Source organism: Carboxydocella sp. JDF658, assembly GCF_002049395.1.
GTDB lineage: Bacteria > Bacillota.
Window position 1 is genome coordinate 1 of the sequence record NZ_BDLR01000204.1, and the last position, 18,170, is coordinate 18,170.

The following is an 18,170-nucleotide window of genomic DNA, read 5'->3' on the forward strand; positions in this document are numbered from 1 at the left end:
GTGGATCCCAGGGTGATACCTTTTGGCACCCGCCTCTGGATTGAAGGGTACGGGGAAGGGATTGCAGCCGATATGGGCAGTGGTATTAAAGGCAACCACATTGACCTGTTTTTCGACAGTTACGGAGAGGCCATCAACTGGGGTATGCGCAATGTAACTGTATATGTTCTGGAACGTTAAGCAAAACTGTAAGGAGAGGGAGTATTCCCTTTCCTTTTCCTCTTTTACGGGAGGTTTGATGATGAAAATCAAGGAAATCATAGTAGTTGAAGGCCGGGATGATATTGCGGCTGTCAAAGCGGCAGTAGATGCGGAGGTAATCGCTACAGGTGGTTGCCGGATCAGCAAAAAGGTGATAGAACGGATTCGCACAGCTCAGGCCAGGCAGGGGGTTATCATTCTTACCGATCCCGATGCCGCCGGAGCGGCTATTCGCAGGCGGCTGGCTGAACTGGTGCCAGGAGCCAAACATGCCTATTTACCCCGGGCGGCAGGCACCAGAGAGGGCAATATCGGAGTGGAAAATGCCAGTCCTGAAGCCATTCAGGCGGCATTGGCTCAGGTCAAGACGCTGGTAAAGGAACGGCAGGAGACATTCACTGCTGAGGATTTAAATCTCTGGGGCCTGGCCGGAACAGCTGATGCTGCCTGGCGCCGGGAACAGGTGGGGGATCGCCTGGGTATCGGCTATGCCAATGCCAAACAGTTTTTACAAAGGCTAAATGCTTATGGAATCAGCAGAGAGGATATAGAAGCTGCTGTACAGCAGATTGACGAGGAGGAGAACCATGAAAATTGCCACTCCGGCCCGGACCAGGGCCATTCTTAATCAATATCAGTTGCGGGCCAAAAAGAAACTGGGTCAGAACTTTCTTATCAGTGAAAGGGTAACCTCGGCAATTGTACGAGCTATCGATTTACAACCCGATGATGTGGTGGTAGAAATTGGCCCGGGAATCGGCTCTTTGACTGAAGAGCTGCTGCAAAAAGCAGGGCAGGTAGTGGCGATTGAACTGGATCGGGAATTGATCCCGGTATTGCAGGATCTGTTTCGCGACTACTCCAACCTGAAACTGGTCAACCAGGACGTTCTGAAAGTGAACCTGGATCAATTGGTTCAGGAACAGACAGGAGCAACCCGGTATAAACTGGCTGCCAATTTGCCCTACTACATAACTACCCCGATTCTGATGCATTTACTGGAAAACCGGTACCGGATCAGTGAAATGGCTCTGATGGTACAGAAGGAAGTAGCAGAAAGAATCTGTGCCCAGCCCGGTGGCAAGGAATACGGGGCCATAACTGTAGCGGTCCAGTATTACTGCCAGGCCAGAATTTTCGTACAGGTACCGGCCACTTCCTTTATACCGACCCCGGAAGTGGAATCGGCGGTGATCCACCTGAAAAAACACAACCAGCCCCCGGTTGATCCAGGGGATGAAAAAATCTTTTTCCGGGTGGTGAAAGCTGCTTTTGCTCAGCGGCGCAAAACTCTGCTTAATACCTTGAGCAAAGCAGGCTTTAATTTAACCCGGGAGGAATGGTTACAGCTGCTGGAGAGCTGTCAGATTGAACCCGGCCGCCGGGGTGAAACCCTGAGCCTGGAGGAATTTGCCCGTATAAGTAGGGAATTAAGTGTCAACCCAGCCCTGACCGGTGCATAGGATAAAGAAAGCGATAGGCACCGGAGGGATGGGTGTGACAGCCTTTAAGATAGGGGATATTGTAGCGCGCCGTTCATATCAGGCCGATGTATTTTTTCGCATCGTCAGAATACGAGGTAATCACGCTTTATTGCGCGGGATAGATGTCAGGCTGGAAGCTGATGCTCCTTTGGATGATCTGGTTTTATTGAGTGATGAAGAAGTGCGTCGGCGGCGGCTGGAATTTATCAAACACCATCATGAGCATTTGCGGCAGATTCTGGTGCGGCAGGCGGCCAGTGGCCAGGAGGAACAGGATTTTTTTGAATTGCCAGGCCGGGTATTGCACCTGGATGGGGACCAGGAGTATCTTAACCTCTGTCTCAATTCCTATCAGCAGCTGAAAATAAACTGCTGGGGCTTTATGGTGCCGGAAATGGAGCAGCCGCAACGGGTGACGGAGTTACTGGCCAAATATCAACCGGATATTCTGGTTCTGACCGGCCATGATGGTTTGCTGAAAAAAAACAGTGACTGGAAAAACCTGGACTCCTACCGTAATTCCCGTTATTTTATCGAAGCTGTCAAGGCGGCCCGTTCCTGGCAACAGGATAAAGATGCTCTGGTGATTTTTGCCGGCGCTTGCCAGTCCTATTATGAGGCTTTACTGCAAGCGGGGGCCAATTATGCCAGCGCACCCCAGCGCATATTAATCCATGCCTTTGACCCTGTACTGGTAGTAGAGCGCGTGGCCTACTCCCCCTTCCAGATGACGGTGCCGGTGGAAGAGGTAATTAAAGCGACTATTTCCGGGGTAGCAGGAATTGGTGGGCTAGAAACAAGAGGTAAATTAAGAAAAGGTAAACCCAAAACAAAAAATTTTTTTCAATAAAAGCTCAGGAAAATGATGAAAAAGCCTGCCTTCCGTGGTAAAATATCAGCGATACCACTGAAGGGGGTGAAAAGAATGTCCTATCGGATTAGTGATGAATGCATCAGCTGTGGCGCTTGCGCTCCCGAATGCCCCGTCGATGCTATCAGTGAAGGTGATGACAAGTACGTCATTGATGAGGAAAAGTGCATTGAATGTGGCGGCTGTGCCGATGTTTGTCCAGTTGGTGCACCCCAGCTGGCAGAATAATTTTGTTGAAACCCTCCCATGCTAAGGGAGGGTTTTGAATTTTTGTTAATAACTTGACTTGAAACTACAATATATAGTATGGTGAGATTGAGGAAGGAGGAATGGAAATGAATGGTGTCGAAAAAAATCTGCAGAGGATACAGCTGGGAATTCGGGGGATGACCTGTGCAGCATGCGCCTCCAGAATAGAAAAGGGATTAGGGAAACTGCCTGGAGTACACACAGCAGCAGTCAACCTGGCGGCTGAGCAGGCAACAGTGGAATTTGACCCGGCTCAGATTCAGGTTGCGCAGATCCTGGCCAAGATCGAAGATCTGGGTTATCGTCCAGTTACGGAAAAAGTAGAATTCCGGGTTAAAGGTATGACCTGTGCTGCCTGCTCCGCCCGGGTGGAAAAGGGTTTAAACCGGTTACCGGGAGTAGTGATGGCCCAGGTAAATCTGGCTACTGAACGGGCTACAGTTACTTATCTGCCGGCTCAACTGGATTTTCAGCAGATTAAGGCTAAAGTTACCGATTTAGGCTATGGGGCGGAAACTCTGACTGAAACAGGAAAGGCTGTGGTGGACCGGGAGAAAGCCGAACGGGAACGGGAAATACGGGAGCAAAAGTTGAAAGTAATCATTTCTGCCCTTTTAAGTTTCCCCTTGTTCTTGGCCATGTTATCCCACGGACTGGGCTGGCATCTGCCTGATTTATTGACCAATACCTATTTTCAGTTTATTCTGGCTACCCCTGTTCAATTTGGTACTGGCTGGCAGTTTTACCGGGGAGCCTATAAAGCATTAAAAAATGGCAGTGCCAATATGGATGTGCTGGTGGCTCTGGGTACCAGTGCCGCTTACTTTTACAGTGTTGCCTTTACCTTCTTTCTGCCCGGCGGCCAGGTCTATTATGAGATCAGTGCGGTGCTTATTACCCTGATTCTGCTGGGCAAAATGCTGGAGGCCATAGCTAAAGGACGGACATCGGAAGCGATTCGCAAACTGATGAGCCTGGGGGCCAAACAGGCCAGGATCCGCCGGGACGGGACGGAAATGGAGATTCCGGTAGAAGAGGTACAGGTCGGCGATCTGGTTGTAGTAAGGCCCGGAGAAAAAATACCTGTGGACGGCAAGGTAGTGGAAGGTACATCGGCAGTGGATGAATCCATGTTGACGGGGGAAAGCCTGCCGGTAGACAAAGGACCGGGGGACCCAGTTACCGGGGCCACTGTTAATGGCCAGGGAGTGCTGGTAATCGAGGCGACCCGGGTGGGAAAGGATACGGCCCTGGCCCAGATTATCCGGGTGGTGGAGGAAGCTCAGGGTTCCAAAGCGCCGATTCAAAGGCTGGCCGATGTGGTTTCCGGTTATTTTGTACCTGTGGTAGTCGCAATCGCTGTCTTGACCTTTATTTACTGGTACTGGCGCACCGGTGACTTTACCACTTCTTTGCTAAACTTTACCGCTGTTCTGGTGATTGCCTGTCCCTGTGCTCTGGGGCTGGCTACGCCTACTTCGATTATGGTCGGTACCGGGCGGGGAGCGGAACTGGGGGTTTTGTTCCGCGGCGGTGAATATCTGGAGAAAACCCATAAAATCAATGCCATAATTCTGGATAAAACGGGTACAATCACAAAAGGGAAACCCACTCTTACCGATTACCGCAGTTTTGGTTCATGGCAGGAACGGGAAAGGGAATGGCTGTCCATTGCGGCCTCCTGTGAGCGAATGTCAGAACACCCTCTGGCCCAGGCTATTACTGCCTGGGCAGAAGAACAGCAATTGCCCCTGGTCAGCGTGGAGGAGTTTCAAGCTCTGGCCGGTAAAGGTATTAAGGCTAAGGTTGGACAACAGCCGGTACTGATAGGTACGGTGCGGTTACTAGAAGAAACTGGGATTGATATGGCAGAAGCCCTACCCATGAAAGATGAGCTGGAAGGCCAGGGCAAAACTGTCATGCTGGTAGCTATTGCTGGTGAACTGGCAGGGTTACTGGCTGTTGCGGATACTGTCAAGGAAAACTCCGCTCAGGCCATCAAACATTTACAGGAAATGAATATTGAAGTCTGGATGATTACCGGAGATAACCGCCGCACAGCAGAGGCAATAGCCCGGCAAGTAGGGATTACTAATGTGATGGCCGAGGTATTGCCTCAGGATAAAGCGGAAAAAGTAAAAGCCTTGCAGCAACAGGGTAAAGTGGTGGCTATGGCGGGAGATGGCATCAATGATGCCCCGGCCCTGGCCGCAGCCGATGTCGGGATTGCCATGGGTACGGGTACGGATGTGGCCATGGAAGCGGCAGCCATAACCCTGATGCGGGGGGATCTGCTGGGGATTGTGACAGCAGTGGAATTGAGCCGGGCTACAATGAGCAATATTAAACAGAATCTGTTCTGGGCCCTGATTTATAACATTATCGGTATTCCGGTTGCAGCTGCCGGTATGCTCAATCCGATTATTGCCGGAGCAGCCATGGCTTTCAGCTCCGTTTCGGTTGTCACCAATGCTCTGCGGCTTAAGCGTTTTAAAGTAAAGTGGTGAGGAGGTAGCAAGAATGCACATAGTTGTTTGTTTGAAACAGGTACCCGATGCTACGGAAGTAAAAATCGATCCCAAAACCAATACCCTGGTGCGGGAAGGGGTACCATCCATCATCAATCCCTATGATGCCCATGCCTTAGAAGAGGCACTGCGAATCAAGGATGAGCTGGGGGGAAAAGTCACCATTATCACCATGGGACCTCCTCAGGCAGAGGAAGCGGTACGCAAGGGTCTTTCCTATGGAGCAGACCAGGCTATCTTGCTCAGTGACCGCGCCTTTGCCGGTTCTGATACCCTGGCCACCAGTTATATCCTCACCCAGGCTATTCGCAAACTGATGGAAAGAGAGCCGGTAGACCTGATTTTCTGCGGTAAACAGGCCATAGACGGGGATACGGCTCAGGTGGGCCCGGGAATAGCGGCCCGGCTGGGCTGGCCCCAGTTGACTTTTGTGGATAAAGTAGTTGAAGTAAATCCAGAGGAAGGGACTGTTACCGTACAGCGGAAGCTGGAAGCGGTAAAAGCGGTGGTCAAGGCAAAATTACCAGCCTTGATCACTGTGGAGAAAAGCATTAATGAAATCCGTTACGCCTCCTTGCCCAATATGATTAGAGCTGCTCAGATGCCCATAACTGTCTGGGGCAAAAAAGATTTTGACCTGGATGATAATGAAATCGGTTTAAAAGGCAGTCCAACCACCGTTAGCCGCATCTTTGCCCCACCCCAGCGGCCCGGTGGTGAAATCCTGGGCGGAATCGAGGCTGTGCCCAAACTGGTGGAACTCCTGGTGAAGGAGAAGATTGTAGCAAATAAATAAGGCGGGAAAGGAAGGGGAACCATGGCCGTAGAGATTAATGCCAAAGCCTGTATCGGGTGCGGAATTTGTGTGGATACCTGTCCTGTTCAGGCCCTCTCCCTGGTGGACGGGGTATCAGTAGTAGATCCCAAACAGTGTGTGGATTGTGGAGCCTGTGTCAAGGTTTGTCCCACCAATGCTATCACTCTGGACAAACCTTTAGCAGCCCAGAAAAAACAGCCCGCTACTCCGGCTGAGCCGGCAGTAAAGAAAGCTGCCCCTGCTGCTGAGGGTGACTATCAGGGGGTTTGGGTTTTTGTCGAACAAATGGAAGGCGAAGCGGCTCCCGTTTCCTGGGAGCTGATGGGGGAAGGGCGGAAACTGGCCGATAAACTGGGAGTGGAATTGGCCGGGGTAATTCTGGGCGCTCAGGTTGAACACCTGGTTCCGGAGGCCTTTGCATATGGTGCCGATAAAGTCTATATTATCGATGACCCCGTTCTGGCCCGCTACCGGACTGAGCCCTATTTGCACGGGTTGGTGAAATTGATCAGGCAATACCGGCCGGAAATCGTTTTGATGGGAGCTACTACCCTGGGCCGGGACCTGTCCGGGACAGTGGCCACAGAGTTGCGGACCGGATTAACAGCAGACTGCACGGTACTGGATATTAATCCTGAAACCCGTTTGCTGGAACAGACCCGTCCTGCTTTCGGTGGCAACATCATGGCTACCATTCTCTGCCGTACCCGCCGGCCCCAGATGGCAACCGTTCGTCCCCGGGTGATGGCCATGCCGCCCCGCCAGGAAGGGCGCAGCGGCCAGGTGATCCGGGAAGAACTGGGCCTAAAAGAAGAGGAGATTCAGACCAAGGTACTGGAATACATTACCGCTGGAGCGGCTGGAGTTTACCTGGATAAGGCGGAAATCATCGTGGCCGGTGGCCGGGGCGTAGGGGCGAAAAACTGGCCTTTGCTGGAAGAGTTGGCCCGGGTATTAGGTGGCACGGTTGGAGCCAGCCGGGCAGCTGTAGAAGCGGGCTGGGCCTCGCCGGCACAACAGGTTGGGCAGACCGGTTATACCGTACGACCTAAGGTCTATTTCGCGGTAGGCATTTCCGGTGCCATCCAGCATCTGGTGGGGATGCAGACTTCCGACACCATCGTAGCTATCAACAATGACGCTAATGCTCCAATTTTCAAAATAGCCGATTACGGGATTGTGGGCGATGCAGCTCAAATCCTGCCGGCTCTGGTTGAAAACTTCAAGCAACAGCTGGCAGGGAGGAGGTAGAGAACATGGAAAAATTTGATGTGATTGTTGTTGGCGCTGGCCCGGCCGGACTGGCTGCAGCCTATACCTGTGCCAAAGCCGGGTTGAAGACGATTGTCTTTGAACGGGGCGAATATCCCGGCAGCAAGAATGTCATGGGGGGTGTTCTCTACCGCCAGGCAACGGAAGAGATAATTCCCGGTTTCTATAAGGAAGCGCCCTTAGAGCGGCCTATTGTAGAGCAAAATTACTGGTTCCTCACTGATAAATCCGGGGTAAAAATGGGCTACCGCAGCGAGAAGTTCGGGGAAGAGCCCTACAATAACTTCACTGTCTTGCGGGCCAAATTTGACCGCTGGCTGGCCAAACAGGTGGAAAAAGCCGGTGCCCTTATTATCAATGAAACTGTAGTAGAGGATTTGCTTTACGAGCGGGACCGGGTGGTAGGAGTGCGCACTGATCGCCCGGAAGGGGATTTAAGGGCAGAAATGGTGATTATCTGTGAAGGGGTTAACAGCCTGCTGACCCAGAAAGCTGGTTTAAGAGGAGATATTCCTCCTGAGCATCTGGCAGTGGCAGTCAAGGAGATAATTTACCTGCCGGCGGAAAAAATTGAAGACCGTTTTGGGCTGGAAAAAGGTCAGGGAGCGGTTATCGAACTGATCGGTGATCCTACCTATGGCATGATGGGAACCGGTTTCATCTATACCAACCGGGAAAGCATCTCTATCGGCGTAGGTGCCTTGCTCTCAGAAGTAGTGCAGCGCAAAATCAATCCCAATGAGTTGCTGGAACATATGAAGCAACATCCCCTGGTGCGGCCGCTGATTGAAGGGGGAGAAAGCAAAGAGTATCTGGCCCATTTAATTCCTGAAGGTGGTTACAAAGCCATGCCCAGGCTTTATGCCCCTGGGGTACTGGTAGCCGGGGACTCGGCGATGCTGGTCAATGGCATTCACCGGGAAGGCTCCAACCTGGCCATGATGAGCGGCAAGTTTGCTGCCCAGACAGCCATAGATGCCATCAGTACCGGGGATTTCAGCAACCAGATGCTGGCCCGTTACCAGGAACGCCTGCAGAATTCCTTTGTCTTGCAGGATTTACAGAAATACCAGAACGCTACCGGGCTGTTTGAGGAAAATCCCCAGTATTTCAGCCAGTATCCGGCTATGTTGAACCAGGTAATGCATGAATTCTTTACTGTGGATAATGTGCCCAAAAAGGAAAAGCAGAAAAAAATGCTGGAAATTATCCGCCAGCATCGCTCCCTGCGGCAGGTAGCCGGTGATATGTTTAAATTATGGAGGGTTCTGGGATGAAAAAAATTGATGACAAACTTTACCTGACCCGCTTTATCCCCGCTTCTGAAAGCCATTTGAAAATAATCGATGAAAATGTCTGTAAAACTTATTGTCCCGATAAAGTTTGTACCCTCTTTTGTCCGGCCAAAGTCTATTCCTGGGAAGAGGAACATATGCAAATCGCCTTTGAAGGCTGCCTGGAATGCGGGACCTGCAAATATGGCTGTCCCTTTGACAATATCGCCTGGAAAAATCCCCGGGGCGGATTCGGGGTACAATATAAGTTCGGCTAAAAAGCAGGCCACCCGGTTTAAAACTGACCGGGTGGCCTGCTTTTGTCGCTAATATTTTGAATTCACCCTCCAGGCAGGATAAGTACAGAATATGTCGAATTTTCATGGTTAGCAGAGTTTGGGCCAAAAGGAGCGATGTAAGATGGCTACAGAGAAGCAATTTGTGGTTTTTCAGTTAGGCAAGGAAACCTATGGCATTGATATTGCCAAAGTCTGGGAAATTATCACCATGCAACCCATCACCAAAGTTCCCCATACAGCCAGTTTTATCGAGGGGATTATCAATTTGCGGGGGCGGGTTATACCGGTACTGGATTTGCGTAAACGCTTTGATTTGCCAGTAACCGAACACACCCGTTCTACCCGGATTGTGGTAGTGGAGATTGAGGGCAATACTCTGGGTATGATCGTAGATGGTGTTTCGGAAGTATTGCGGATCAGCAGCGAAATTGTGGAAGCTCCGCCGCCGGCTATCACTGATGTGGATTCTGATTATCTGGAAGGGGTAGCCAAACTGGAGGATCGCCTGATTATTCTCCTCAATCTGGATAAAGTTTTAAACAAACAGGAGAAACAGGCCCTGGAACAAATGCAGTAAAGGGAAGGTGAAATGATGGGTCTGCAATTGGATGCCTCCCCGGAGGAGTTGAAGTTATTTCTGGAAGAAGCGGAGGAACATTTGCAACTCCTGGAAGAGGATCTGGTAAGGCTGGAAAATGAGGGGGATAACCAGGAACTACTGCAGGAAATTTTCCGTTCAGCCCATACCCTGAAAGGATCATCAGCTACCCTGGGTCATCAAAAAATGGCTCATTTGACCCATGCCATGGAAAATGTTTTTGATAAGTTTCGCAAACAGCAACTGGCAGTCACTACAGAAATAATGAACGTGCTGTTTGAGGCACTGGATAATTTAAAAGTCCTGAAAAGCGAAATTGAAACCCTGGAGGAAAGCGGCATTGATTTAGATAGTATCTTGCAGCGTCTGGCGGCAATTACCAGCGGGGAAGCGTCGGTTCCTGTACCGGTGAAAAAAGAAGCTGGACCGAGTCAACCAGCTTTGCAGCTGGATTGGCAGGAACAAAAACTGGTAGCTGAATGGGCCAGCCAGAAGGCAGGGCACTTCTGGCAGATCAATGTATTTTTTGCCGAAAGCAGTGAGATGTTACCGGTAAGGGCCCTGATTACCCTGATGACGCTCAGGGAAAAAGGGGAGATTATTAAATCCGAGCCGACAGCAGAAGAGATTGAACAGGAACAGGCGAAAACTACGTTGCGGGCTATTATCCATAGTACTTTTACTGCTGAGGAAATAGGCAAGGCCTTGAAGGAATTGCCTGATATTGTTGAGGTGGTAGTGGAACCCTTTGAACCAGCACAACAGGAGGAACCGGAACAAAAAGCGGAAAAGAAAGCCGAAACCACCTCCGGTAAGGCAGTTGCCAGCAAAGCCAGCCGTACCGTCAGAATTGATGTAGAACTACTGGATAACTTGATGAACCTGGTGGGGGAGCTGGTTATAGATCGGACTCGCCTGGCTCAAATAATAACTGAAATTGAAAGCAAATATGAAGTCAGTGACCTGACAGAGGATTTGAACCGGACATCAGTGCATATCGGCCGGGTTACCACCATGTTGCAGGAAGAGATCATGAAGGCCCGTATGATTCCGGTGGAAAGCCTGTTTAACAAGTTTCCCCGCATGATGCGGGACTTGAGCCAGAAAGCGGGTAAGGAAATCGATTTTATTATGGAAGGTCAGGAGACAGAGCTGGACCGGTCCATTATTGAAGAAATCGGTGATCCTCTGATCCACCTGTTGCGTAATGCGGTGGACCATGCCATTGAACCGCCGGAAGAAAGGGAACGGCTGGGTAAACCCCGTAAGGGTACAGTGAAACTGGTTGCTCGCCATGAGGAAAATCATATCGTGATCCTGGTCCAGGATGATGGACGCGGAATTGATGCCAGTAAAATCAGGGAATCAGCAGTCAGAAAAGGAATTATATCTGAAGAAGCGGCCCGGCGACTCAGTGATGAGGAAGCTATTAACTTGATCTTTGCTTCTGGTTTAAGTACAGCCACCAAAGTCAGTGATATTTCCGGGCGGGGTGTGGGCATGGATGTGGTGCGCACCAACCTGGAAAAGGTAAATGGCTTAATCGAAATAAATACTCGTGTTGGCACAGGTACTACCTTTAAAATTAAGCTGCCTTTGACACTGGCTATCATCAGGGCACTGATGGTCAAGGTAGATGAGCGGGTTTATGCTATTCCATTGACTTCAGTGCTGGAAACCATCCGGGTAGAAAAAGAACAAATCCGGATTGTCAATAAACATGAAGCCATTGTGGTACGGGGACAGGTTCTGCCTTTGCTTTATCTGCGGGAACTCTACAACCACGGCAGCGGTAGGGAAGAAAAAGCCAAAATCTTTGTGGTGGTAGTAAACGTAGGGGGTAAACAGGTAGGACTGGTTGTGGACTACCTGATTGGTGAACAGGAGGTAGTAATCAAGTCCCTGGGCCGGTATATTGGGGATGTACAGGGCATAGCCGGAGCTACTATCCTGGGAGATGGGCGGGTAGCCCTGATCATGGATGTTCCCAGTTTGATGAAAAAGGTTATGCAAATCAGTTAGGGGGCCTGAAGGGTGCAGTTGGAAAAACTGGAACAAGCGATCAAAGATGCTTTGCAAAATTCCGGCCAGGTGTTTTCTGAAATGCTGGGCCTGGAAGTCAGGATAATCAGCCCCCGCCTGGATTTGCTGGACTTAAAAGAGGTGTTGAGCTGGGCCGGGGGCCCGGAAACAGTGGGACTGGGCCTTTACCAGGCTGTAACGGGGAACATCAGCGGTCACCTCTTGCTGTTTTTTGAAGAGGGACAGGGTTTTCGCCTGGCGGATTTTCTCCTGATGCAGCCACCGGGTACAACCAGGGAGCTGGGGGAGATGGAAAGATCGGCTCTGGCGGAACTGAGCAATGTAACCGGATCCTTCTTTATGAATGCCCTGGCTGATATGACCGGTCTGGAGATTGTTCCGTCCACACCAGCGGTTGTTTATGAAATGCTGGGGGCGATTTTTAGTGATATAGTGGCAGATTTAAGCCTTTCCGGCAACCAGGCACTGGTCGTAGAAACAGAATTTCATGTGGGTGAACAGGAAATGAAAGGACACTTCTTTTTCATGCCAAATCCGGAAAGTTTGCAAATTCTGTTGACCCACTTGTAGGAGCGGTTATACATGAATGAGACAAAAATTGGGGTCGGCCTGGGGGAAATGCACTGGTCTCGTACACCCAATACCGCTTTAGTTTGTTATGGATTGGGGTCCTGTGTAGGAATTGCTGCCTATGATCCGGTGAAAAAACTGGGAGCTATGGCCCATGTGGTATTGCCAGACAGCAGTATCATGCGGCCAGGTGACAGTGTCTATAAATATGCCGATACCTGTGTGCCTGCCCTGCTGGCAGAGCTGGAACGCCTGGGGGCAGAGCGCCAGCGGTTACAAATAAAAATAGCTGGTGGGGCCCAGGTACTGGCAGTGGCCGGGGCGGCCCGTATGGATATTGGCAATAAAAATGTACAGGCTGTAAAAGAAGCCGTGCGCAGAGCAGGGCTAAGAATAAGCGCTGAGGATACAGGGGGAAACCATGGTCGGACTTTTTCCTTGTATATAGATAGCGGAAAAGTAACTGTAAAAGCGGTAGGGAAACCTGAAGTGGAAATATAGGAAAGGAGAGCCTTTTCGATGGCGAAAATACTGGTTGTAGATGATGCGGCATTTATGCGGATGCGGGTAGTTAAATTGTTAACTGAAAACGGATATGAGGTGATTGAAGCCGGGGATGGCAAGGAAGGAGTGGATAAGTATCTGGCAGAGAAACCGGACCTGGTGTTAATGGATATCACCATGCCGGTAATGGATGGTATTGCTGCCGTACAGGAAATCAAAAAACATGACCCCAATGCGATTATTGTGATGTTAAGTGCCCTGGGACAACAGACCATGGTGATGAATTCCATTAAGGCTGGTGCGAAGGATTTTATCGTTAAGCCCTATCAGCCGGACAAAATCCTGTCCACCATTAAACGGTTTATTGGATAGGCGGGAGGCAAAATGCGAGTTATCAGTACTAATCGTTTGCAGCCGGGAGATAAACTGGCCAAACCGGTTTATGGCACTGCAGGCGGGCTAATTATGCCGGCCAATTTGCCTTTGACCCGGGAGCATATTGAGCGGTTGTTAAAACAGGGAGTACAACAGGTATATCTGGATGATCCCCGGGTTGCTGATTTGCAAATAGAAGAGCCCATCCGGGAAATTACCCGGATTAAGGTAATCAAGGTCTTGCAGGAAGCCATGCAGGAAATAGGCAAGAAAGGCCTTGCGGTCAGCCTGAATAGCAAGGCAATAGAAGAAGTAATTCATGAGCTCCATGAAGAATTAATCTATGGGAGGGCTAGGGAAATAAACCTTTATAAAGTCCAGGCCGGAGAGGATTACTTGCCTTTACAGGCACTGAATACTGCTATTCTGGCAACTAATATGGCCCGACTGGGCGGGTTTGTCCAGAACAGTAAGGATGTGGTGACCGGGACCCTTTTAATGAATCTGGGCCTGGCCCTGATTCCGAAGGAGATCCTGTTTAAGCCAGGAGCTTTACTGCCAGAGGAAAAGATACAGATACAAAAACATGTGGAGTACTCTCTGCAAATCGCAAACAACAATTTTCCCAATCTCCGTGCGCATGTAAAAGTAATAATCCAGCAACACCATGAACGCCTGGATGGCTCCGGCTATCCTCAGGGCCTAAAAGGGGAAAAAATCCATCCCCTGGCTCAGCTGGTTGGAATTGCGGAAACATACAGTGCCATGGTTTCCTGGCGGCCATACCGGGAAAGAATCAGTCCCCAGGAAGCTATCGAGTATATTATGGGTGGAGCTGGCATTGAATTTGACCATAAGCTGATCGATATTTTCAGTCGCTGTACAGTACCCTATCCTGTAGGTTCAATGGTGCTGCTATCTACCGGAGAAAAGGGAGTGATTATAGATCTGGGCAAAGGGCTGGCTACTCGCCCGCGAATTCGCCTTTTTACTGATGAAAAGGGACAGAATCTGGCCCAGCCAGTAGATATTAATCTATCTGATCCCCAGTACCAGACCCGGGTAATTGTGGGATTGCTCGATGAATAAGGAGGAAAAAATAATGAGGGTGGAATTTATCAATCCCTTTGTCAAGGCTGCCTATGATGTGCTGGAACAGGAGGTCCAGGCTGAAATCAAGAAAGGACAGCTGAGCATCGAGGAATCATCCGTTACCACCCAGGATGATGTAACGGTTTTAATCGGAGTTACAGGCCAGCTGGCCGGGGTGGTTATGTATTCACTGGCGGAGAGGACAGCCAAAAACCTGGTTTCCCGCATGCTAGGACAACCGGTCCCGGTTTTTGATGATATGGTGGAAAGTGCCGTGGCGGAACTGGGTAATGTTATCTCCGGTCTGGCCAGTGCCCAGCTGGAAGCCAATGGGTTTATTTGTCATATCGCCCCACCGACGGTAATTGTAGGCCGAGGGGTAATTATCTCAACGGTAAATATCAAAAAACTGGTTATCCCTCTGGAAACCCAGTATGGTAATTTAAGAATCGCTGTAGCTTTAAAAGAAACGGGAAAATAACTAAAGCTTGCCCTTAAGACTGCATAAAATGCAGTTAAATGGGGCAAGCTTTTCTTGTTGCCAGAATTTAGAGGTGATGGAACCTATGCAAGCCGGTTGGCTGGTAGCCATTGGCGGAGCTGAGCAAAAAGATCCACCGGGTGAGATATTGGAGCAGCTGGTAAAAAGATCACCTCCAGGGGAGATGGTGGTTATCACAGCTGCTTCTACACAGGCGGGGAAAACCGGTCACCAGTATGAAGAAGCCCTGCAAAAACTGGGGCGACAGGTCAGGATTTTGCATTTCAATAACCGGGCCCAGGTGCGCCAGTTTATTTATCAGGATTTAGCACCAGCGGGGATTTTTTTCACCGGCGGGGACCAGAGTCGTCTCACGGCTTTGCTGGCAGGGACGGAATTGCTGGATTACCTGACTGAACTCTGGCGACAGGGCTGTACCCTGGCTGGAACCAGCGCCGGAGCCGCTGTGCTGGGTTCAGTAATGATAGCCGGGGGCAGGGCCGAAGCCAGTCCTCGCAAGGAACTGATCAGCCTGGCCCCGGGATTTGGCTGGTTACCCAATACTGTCATTGACCAGCATTTTAACCAGCGCGGGCGGTTTAACCGCTTGCTCACGGTACTGGCTACTTTTCCCGGCATACTGGCTCTGGGCCTGGATGAAAATACCGCCCTATTCGTCAGGGAAAATATTGGCGAAGTGGTAGGAGAAGGGACAGTCACCGTGCTGGATGGGCGCGAAATGGATTTTTCCAGTGCCCCGGAAGTGGATGGTTTTACGCCCCTGACGGTGACTGATGTACGGTTGCATAGTCTGGCCGCCGGTTATAAGTTTGACCTGAACCAAAGAAGGTGAGAGAAAATGAAAATTATCCGCAGTCAATGTTATGAGGAAAAAAATATTTATTGCTTTCGGCCGGTGGTGAAGGGCACTATCCGGATTCCGCCGGAGCATAATCTCCCTTCCGATCGGATTCCTGGTTTGGCAGCCCTCATCCTGGCTTACCTGCCCGGTCTTATGGAACACCACTGTTCCCGGGGCTATGCTGGCGGCTTTGCCGAACGGCTGAGAGAAGGAACATATCCCGGCCATATTATTGAACATATCGCGCTGGAACTGCAGGTTCAGCTAGGACAGGATGTCTATTTTGGCCGTACCGAGGAGAGAGTGGAAGGATTGGTTGATATCATCGTCGAATGCCTTGTACCTCAGGTGGGGTTGGCAGCTCTGGCCTGGGCGGTAAAACTGGTGCGGTTCTGGTATACTGGAAAGCCGGTACCGCCTCTGCCCACAGTGCTGGCGGATTTGGGAGCGGTTTATGACCGCTTCGGACCGGGACCATCGACCCTGGCATTATTACAGGCGGCCCGTCGTCAGGGACAGCCAGTAATGGAGCTGGGTGGAGGCATCTGGCAAATCGGTTATGGCCGTTATGCCCGGCGGCTGGCAGGTAGTCTGCTGGAAAATACCTCTTGTCTTTCTGCCGATCTGGTTCAGGATAAAGCTCTCACCAAAGAAATTTTACAGCGGCAGGGCCTGCCGGTACTGCCCGGTTATCCGGTCAGAACCCTGGAAGAAGCCTGGGTGCGGGCAGAACAGCTGGGTTATCCGGTAGTTTTGAAAGACAATTTTGGGCATCAGGGCAAAAAGGTATATTGTCATCTTCAGAATGGGGCAGAACTGGCGGAATGCTGGTGGCAGAAAGAGAAAGAAGGCAGCTGGTTGCTGGAGAAGGAAGGCAGGGGGCGTAACTTCAGGGCCCTGCTGGTGGATGGTCAACTGGTAGCGGTGGCTGAGCGTTTACCTCCACGGGTCAAAGGGGATGGGCAGCGAACCATCAGGGAACTGATCGAGGAACTGAATAGAGACCCGCGCCGCGGTCAGGGCCATGGCCGGGAATTGACCCGGGTGGAAATTGATGCGGAAGTACTGCGCTGTCTGACCAGTCAGGGATATACCCTGGAGCAGGTATTGCCGGCCGGGGCTGAAGTGAACTTGCGCTTTCAGGCCAATCTATCCGGTGGCGGAGAAGCTGTTGACGTTACGGAAGAAGTTGGCCCTGAATTAAAAAAACAGCTGGAACTTGCAGCTCGCCTCAGTGGACTGAATGTCTGTGGGGTGGATTTTCTGGCTGAAGATTTGCATTCCCCCATGCCTGCTGATCAACAGCAGGGTATACTGGAAATCAATGCTGCTCCCGGATTGCGGATGCATCTGAACGGAAAGAGAGGTAAGGAGATAGCAGATTGGATTATAACACGGTTAGATCTTCAGCCCTCGCAAAAGCTTCCCCTCTTTGCGGTTACGGGTACTAATGGCAAAACCACGGTGGTGCGCTGTCTGGCCCATTTGCTGGCTCTGACAGGCAAGAAGGTGGGATATACTACTTCTGATGGCATATATTTTGATAAGCAATTGATTCGGGCCGGGGATATGAGTGGACCTCTCAGTGCCAGAGAAATACTGCAACATCCTCTGGTGGAGGCAGCGGTCCTGGAAACTGCCAGAGGTGGCATTCTGCGACAGGGATTGGGCTTTAGCTATTGTGATGTGGCGGTATACACCAATCTCAGCGGGGATCACCTGGGCCAGGATGGGATCAATTCCCTGGCGGAACTGGCAGATGTTAAGGCTCTGGTAGGGGAAGTGGTTTCCCGGCAGGGCTGGATAATCCTCAATGCTGATGATCCCCAGTTACTCAGTATGGGGCCTCGCTTTCAGGGCCAGCTGTTCCTGTACACAACCAGGGCGGAAAATCCCTGGCTGGCCCGGCATCTGGCCTTAGGTGGACAGGGATTACTGGTACGGCAGGGTTGGGTACTCTGGGTTCAGGGGGACCAGTGTCTGCCCCTGGTAAAGGTGAAGGAACTGCCGGCAGCCTGGGGAGGGCTGGCTTTACATAACCTGGAGAATATGCTGGCAGCAGCGGGAGCGGCCCTGGCCTATGGTCTCAAACCGGAATTGATCGCCCGGGGTTTACGTACATTCAGCTGTGACCCGGAAACCAATCCCGGCCGTTTTAACCTCTGGCAGCTGGGCAAAATCCAGGTCCTGGTGGACTATGGTCACAATGCCGCCGGTTTTGACCGGGTGTTGAGTGCCTTGCAAGCCGGGGGCTTTGGCCCTATAACTGCTGTGATTGGCATGCCGGGGGACCGGCGTAATCAGGATATTATCCGGGCCGGGATGGTGGCGGGCAAATATTTACATAGAGCCATAGTCAAGGAAGACAGCAATTTACGGGGGCGGCAGCCGGGGGAAGTGGCAGCTTTGCTCTGTCAGGGTTTGCAGACAGTGCTTTCCCCGCAGGATATACAGGTGATTTTGCCTGAACTGGAGGCTGTAAAGCAGGCTCTGCTTACTGCTGTTCCCGGCGAGACGGTGGTGGTTTTCTATGAAAAACTGGCTCCGCTCGTCAAACTTTTGCAGGAACTAGGAGCCAGGCCGGTGCGATTGGCAGAATACCATAAATATGTTATGATGAAAGGGAAACTGCAAATTAGAGGAAGGTAGG

Annotated in this window: 19 protein-coding genes; all 19 read left to right on the forward strand. The window is 50.9% G+C overall.

Annotated elements, in window-relative coordinates; translation table 11 throughout:
• The coding region (locus JDF658_RS13675) for a 3D domain-containing protein (protein ID WP_242946688.1) at positions 1–180 on the forward strand (180 nt) is incomplete at its 5' end.
• A gap of 61 nt (positions 181–241) precedes the next feature.
• Entirely contained in the window at positions 242–829 is a 588-nt protein-coding gene (gene rnmV / locus JDF658_RS13680; RefSeq protein ID WP_200805693.1) for a ribonuclease M5, read from the forward strand.
• Positions 789–1,664 carry a 16S rRNA (adenine(1518)-N(6)/adenine(1519)-N(6))-dimethyltransferase RsmA gene (gene rsmA, locus JDF658_RS13685; protein WP_078665745.1) on the forward strand — a complete coding sequence of 292 codons (876 nt, stop codon included), beginning with the start codon at positions 789–791 and terminating at the stop codon, positions 1,662–1,664. Before rnmV ends, rsmA begins: the two co-directional genes overlap by 41 nt.
• 34 nt (positions 1,665–1,698) lie before the next feature.
• Positions 1,699–2,535, forward strand: coding sequence for a sporulation peptidase YabG (yabG, locus tag JDF658_RS13690; protein ID WP_242946689.1), 837 nt, complete (start codon positions 1,699–1,701; stop codon positions 2,533–2,535).
• 75 nt (positions 2,536–2,610) lie between these two features.
• On the forward strand, positions 2,611–2,784 hold the full coding sequence (locus tag JDF658_RS13695) for a DUF362 domain-containing protein (RefSeq protein WP_078665743.1): 174 nt from the start codon (positions 2,611–2,613) through the stop codon (positions 2,782–2,784).
• Between the two features lie 107 nt (positions 2,785–2,891).
• Entirely contained in the window at positions 2,892–5,312 is a 2,421-nt protein-coding gene (locus JDF658_RS13700; protein ID WP_078665742.1) for a heavy metal translocating P-type ATPase, read from the forward strand.
• A 13-nt stretch (positions 5,313–5,325) separates the two neighbouring features.
• Positions 5,326–6,129 (forward strand): electron transfer flavoprotein subunit beta/FixA family protein, encoded by an 804-nt coding sequence (locus JDF658_RS13705; protein ID WP_078665741.1) that lies wholly within the window; start codon positions 5,326–5,328, stop codon positions 6,127–6,129.
• A 21-nt stretch (positions 6,130–6,150) separates the two neighbouring features.
• Positions 6,151–7,401, forward strand: coding sequence for an electron transfer flavoprotein subunit alpha (locus JDF658_RS13710; RefSeq protein WP_078665740.1), 1,251 nt, complete (start codon positions 6,151–6,153; stop codon positions 7,399–7,401).
• 5 nt (positions 7,402–7,406) lie between these two features.
• Positions 7,407–8,699, forward strand: a complete 1,293-nt coding sequence (locus JDF658_RS13715; RefSeq protein WP_079908029.1) for an FAD-dependent oxidoreductase — start codon at positions 7,407–7,409, stop codon at positions 8,697–8,699.
• Entirely contained in the window at positions 8,696–8,974 is a 279-nt protein-coding gene (locus JDF658_RS13720; RefSeq protein ID WP_200803484.1) for a ferredoxin family protein, read from the forward strand. The genes JDF658_RS13715 and JDF658_RS13720 overlap by 4 nt, the downstream gene beginning before the upstream one ends.
• A 142-nt stretch (positions 8,975–9,116) precedes the next feature.
• Positions 9,117–9,572, forward strand: a complete 456-nt coding sequence (locus tag JDF658_RS13725) for a chemotaxis protein CheW (protein ID WP_079908031.1) — start codon at positions 9,117–9,119, stop codon at positions 9,570–9,572.
• Positions 9,573–9,587: 15 nt separating this feature from the next.
• A complete protein-coding gene (locus JDF658_RS13730; RefSeq protein WP_079908032.1) occupies positions 9,588–11,615 on the forward strand; it encodes a chemotaxis protein CheA in 2,028 nt (675 codons plus the stop codon).
• Positions 11,616–11,627: 12 nt separating this feature from the next.
• Positions 11,628–12,206, forward strand: a complete 579-nt coding sequence (locus tag JDF658_RS13735) for a chemotaxis protein CheC (protein ID WP_079908034.1) — start codon at positions 11,628–11,630, stop codon at positions 12,204–12,206.
• 12 nt (positions 12,207–12,218) lie between these two features.
• Complete coding sequence (locus JDF658_RS13740; RefSeq protein WP_079908036.1) at positions 12,219–12,707, forward strand: chemotaxis protein CheD; 489 nt, start codon at positions 12,219–12,221, stop codon at positions 12,705–12,707.
• A gap of 18 nt (positions 12,708–12,725) precedes the next feature.
• Positions 12,726–13,082, forward strand: coding sequence for a response regulator (locus tag JDF658_RS13745; protein WP_078665733.1), 357 nt, complete (start codon positions 12,726–12,728; stop codon positions 13,080–13,082).
• A 12-nt stretch (positions 13,083–13,094) separates the two neighbouring features.
• Positions 13,095–14,174 carry an HD-GYP domain-containing protein gene (locus JDF658_RS13750; protein WP_079908038.1) on the forward strand — a complete coding sequence of 360 codons (1,080 nt, stop codon included), beginning with the start codon at positions 13,095–13,097 and terminating at the stop codon, positions 14,172–14,174.
• 13 nt (positions 14,175–14,187) lie between these two features.
• Entirely contained in the window at positions 14,188–14,658 is a 471-nt protein-coding gene (locus tag JDF658_RS13755) for a chemotaxis protein CheX (protein ID WP_079908040.1), read from the forward strand.
• Between the two features lie 85 nt (positions 14,659–14,743).
• Positions 14,744–15,511 carry a cyanophycinase gene (locus JDF658_RS13760; RefSeq protein ID WP_159446650.1) on the forward strand — a complete coding sequence of 256 codons (768 nt, stop codon included), beginning with the start codon at positions 14,744–14,746 and terminating at the stop codon, positions 15,509–15,511.
• A 6-nt stretch (positions 15,512–15,517) separates the two neighbouring features.
• On the forward strand, positions 15,518–18,169 hold the full coding sequence (gene cphA / locus JDF658_RS13765; protein ID WP_079908043.1) for a cyanophycin synthetase: 2,652 nt from the start codon (positions 15,518–15,520) through the stop codon (positions 18,167–18,169).
• The last annotated feature ends 1 nt before the right edge of the window (position 18,170 follow it).

Excerpts from the sequence above, each read along its gene's own strand:
- rnmV (WP_200805693.1), top strand. The coding sequence starts at position 242 with ATGAAAATCAAGGAAATCATAGTAGTTGAAGGCCGGGATGATATTGCG.
- rsmA (WP_078665745.1), top strand. The coding sequence starts at position 789 with ATGAAAATTGCCACTCCGGCCCGGACCAGGGCCATTCTTAATCAATAT.
- JDF658_RS13695 (WP_078665743.1), top strand. The coding sequence starts at position 2,611 with ATGTCCTATCGGATTAGTGATGAATGCATCAGCTGTGGCGCTTGCGCT.
- JDF658_RS13700 (WP_078665742.1), top strand. The coding sequence starts at position 2,892 with ATGAATGGTGTCGAAAAAAATCTGCAGAGGATACAGCTGGGAATTCGG.
- JDF658_RS13705 (WP_078665741.1), top strand. The coding sequence starts at position 5,326 with ATGCACATAGTTGTTTGTTTGAAACAGGTACCCGATGCTACGGAAGTA.
- JDF658_RS13710 (WP_078665740.1), top strand. The coding sequence starts at position 6,151 with ATGGCCGTAGAGATTAATGCCAAAGCCTGTATCGGGTGCGGAATTTGT.
- JDF658_RS13715 (WP_079908029.1), top strand. The coding sequence starts at position 7,407 with ATGGAAAAATTTGATGTGATTGTTGTTGGCGCTGGCCCGGCCGGACTG.
- JDF658_RS13720 (WP_200803484.1), top strand. The coding sequence starts at position 8,696 with ATGAAAAAAATTGATGACAAACTTTACCTGACCCGCTTTATCCCCGCT.
- JDF658_RS13725 (WP_079908031.1), top strand. The coding sequence starts at position 9,117 with ATGGCTACAGAGAAGCAATTTGTGGTTTTTCAGTTAGGCAAGGAAACC.
- JDF658_RS13730 (WP_079908032.1), top strand. The coding sequence starts at position 9,588 with ATGGGTCTGCAATTGGATGCCTCCCCGGAGGAGTTGAAGTTATTTCTG.
- JDF658_RS13740 (WP_079908036.1), top strand. The coding sequence starts at position 12,219 with ATGAATGAGACAAAAATTGGGGTCGGCCTGGGGGAAATGCACTGGTCT.
- JDF658_RS13745 (WP_078665733.1), top strand. The coding sequence starts at position 12,726 with ATGGCGAAAATACTGGTTGTAGATGATGCGGCATTTATGCGGATGCGG.
- JDF658_RS13750 (WP_079908038.1), top strand. The coding sequence starts at position 13,095 with ATGCGAGTTATCAGTACTAATCGTTTGCAGCCGGGAGATAAACTGGCC.
- JDF658_RS13755 (WP_079908040.1), top strand. The coding sequence starts at position 14,188 with ATGAGGGTGGAATTTATCAATCCCTTTGTCAAGGCTGCCTATGATGTG.
- JDF658_RS13760 (WP_159446650.1), top strand. The coding sequence starts at position 14,744 with ATGCAAGCCGGTTGGCTGGTAGCCATTGGCGGAGCTGAGCAAAAAGAT.
- cphA (WP_079908043.1), top strand. The coding sequence starts at position 15,518 with ATGAAAATTATCCGCAGTCAATGTTATGAGGAAAAAAATATTTATTGC.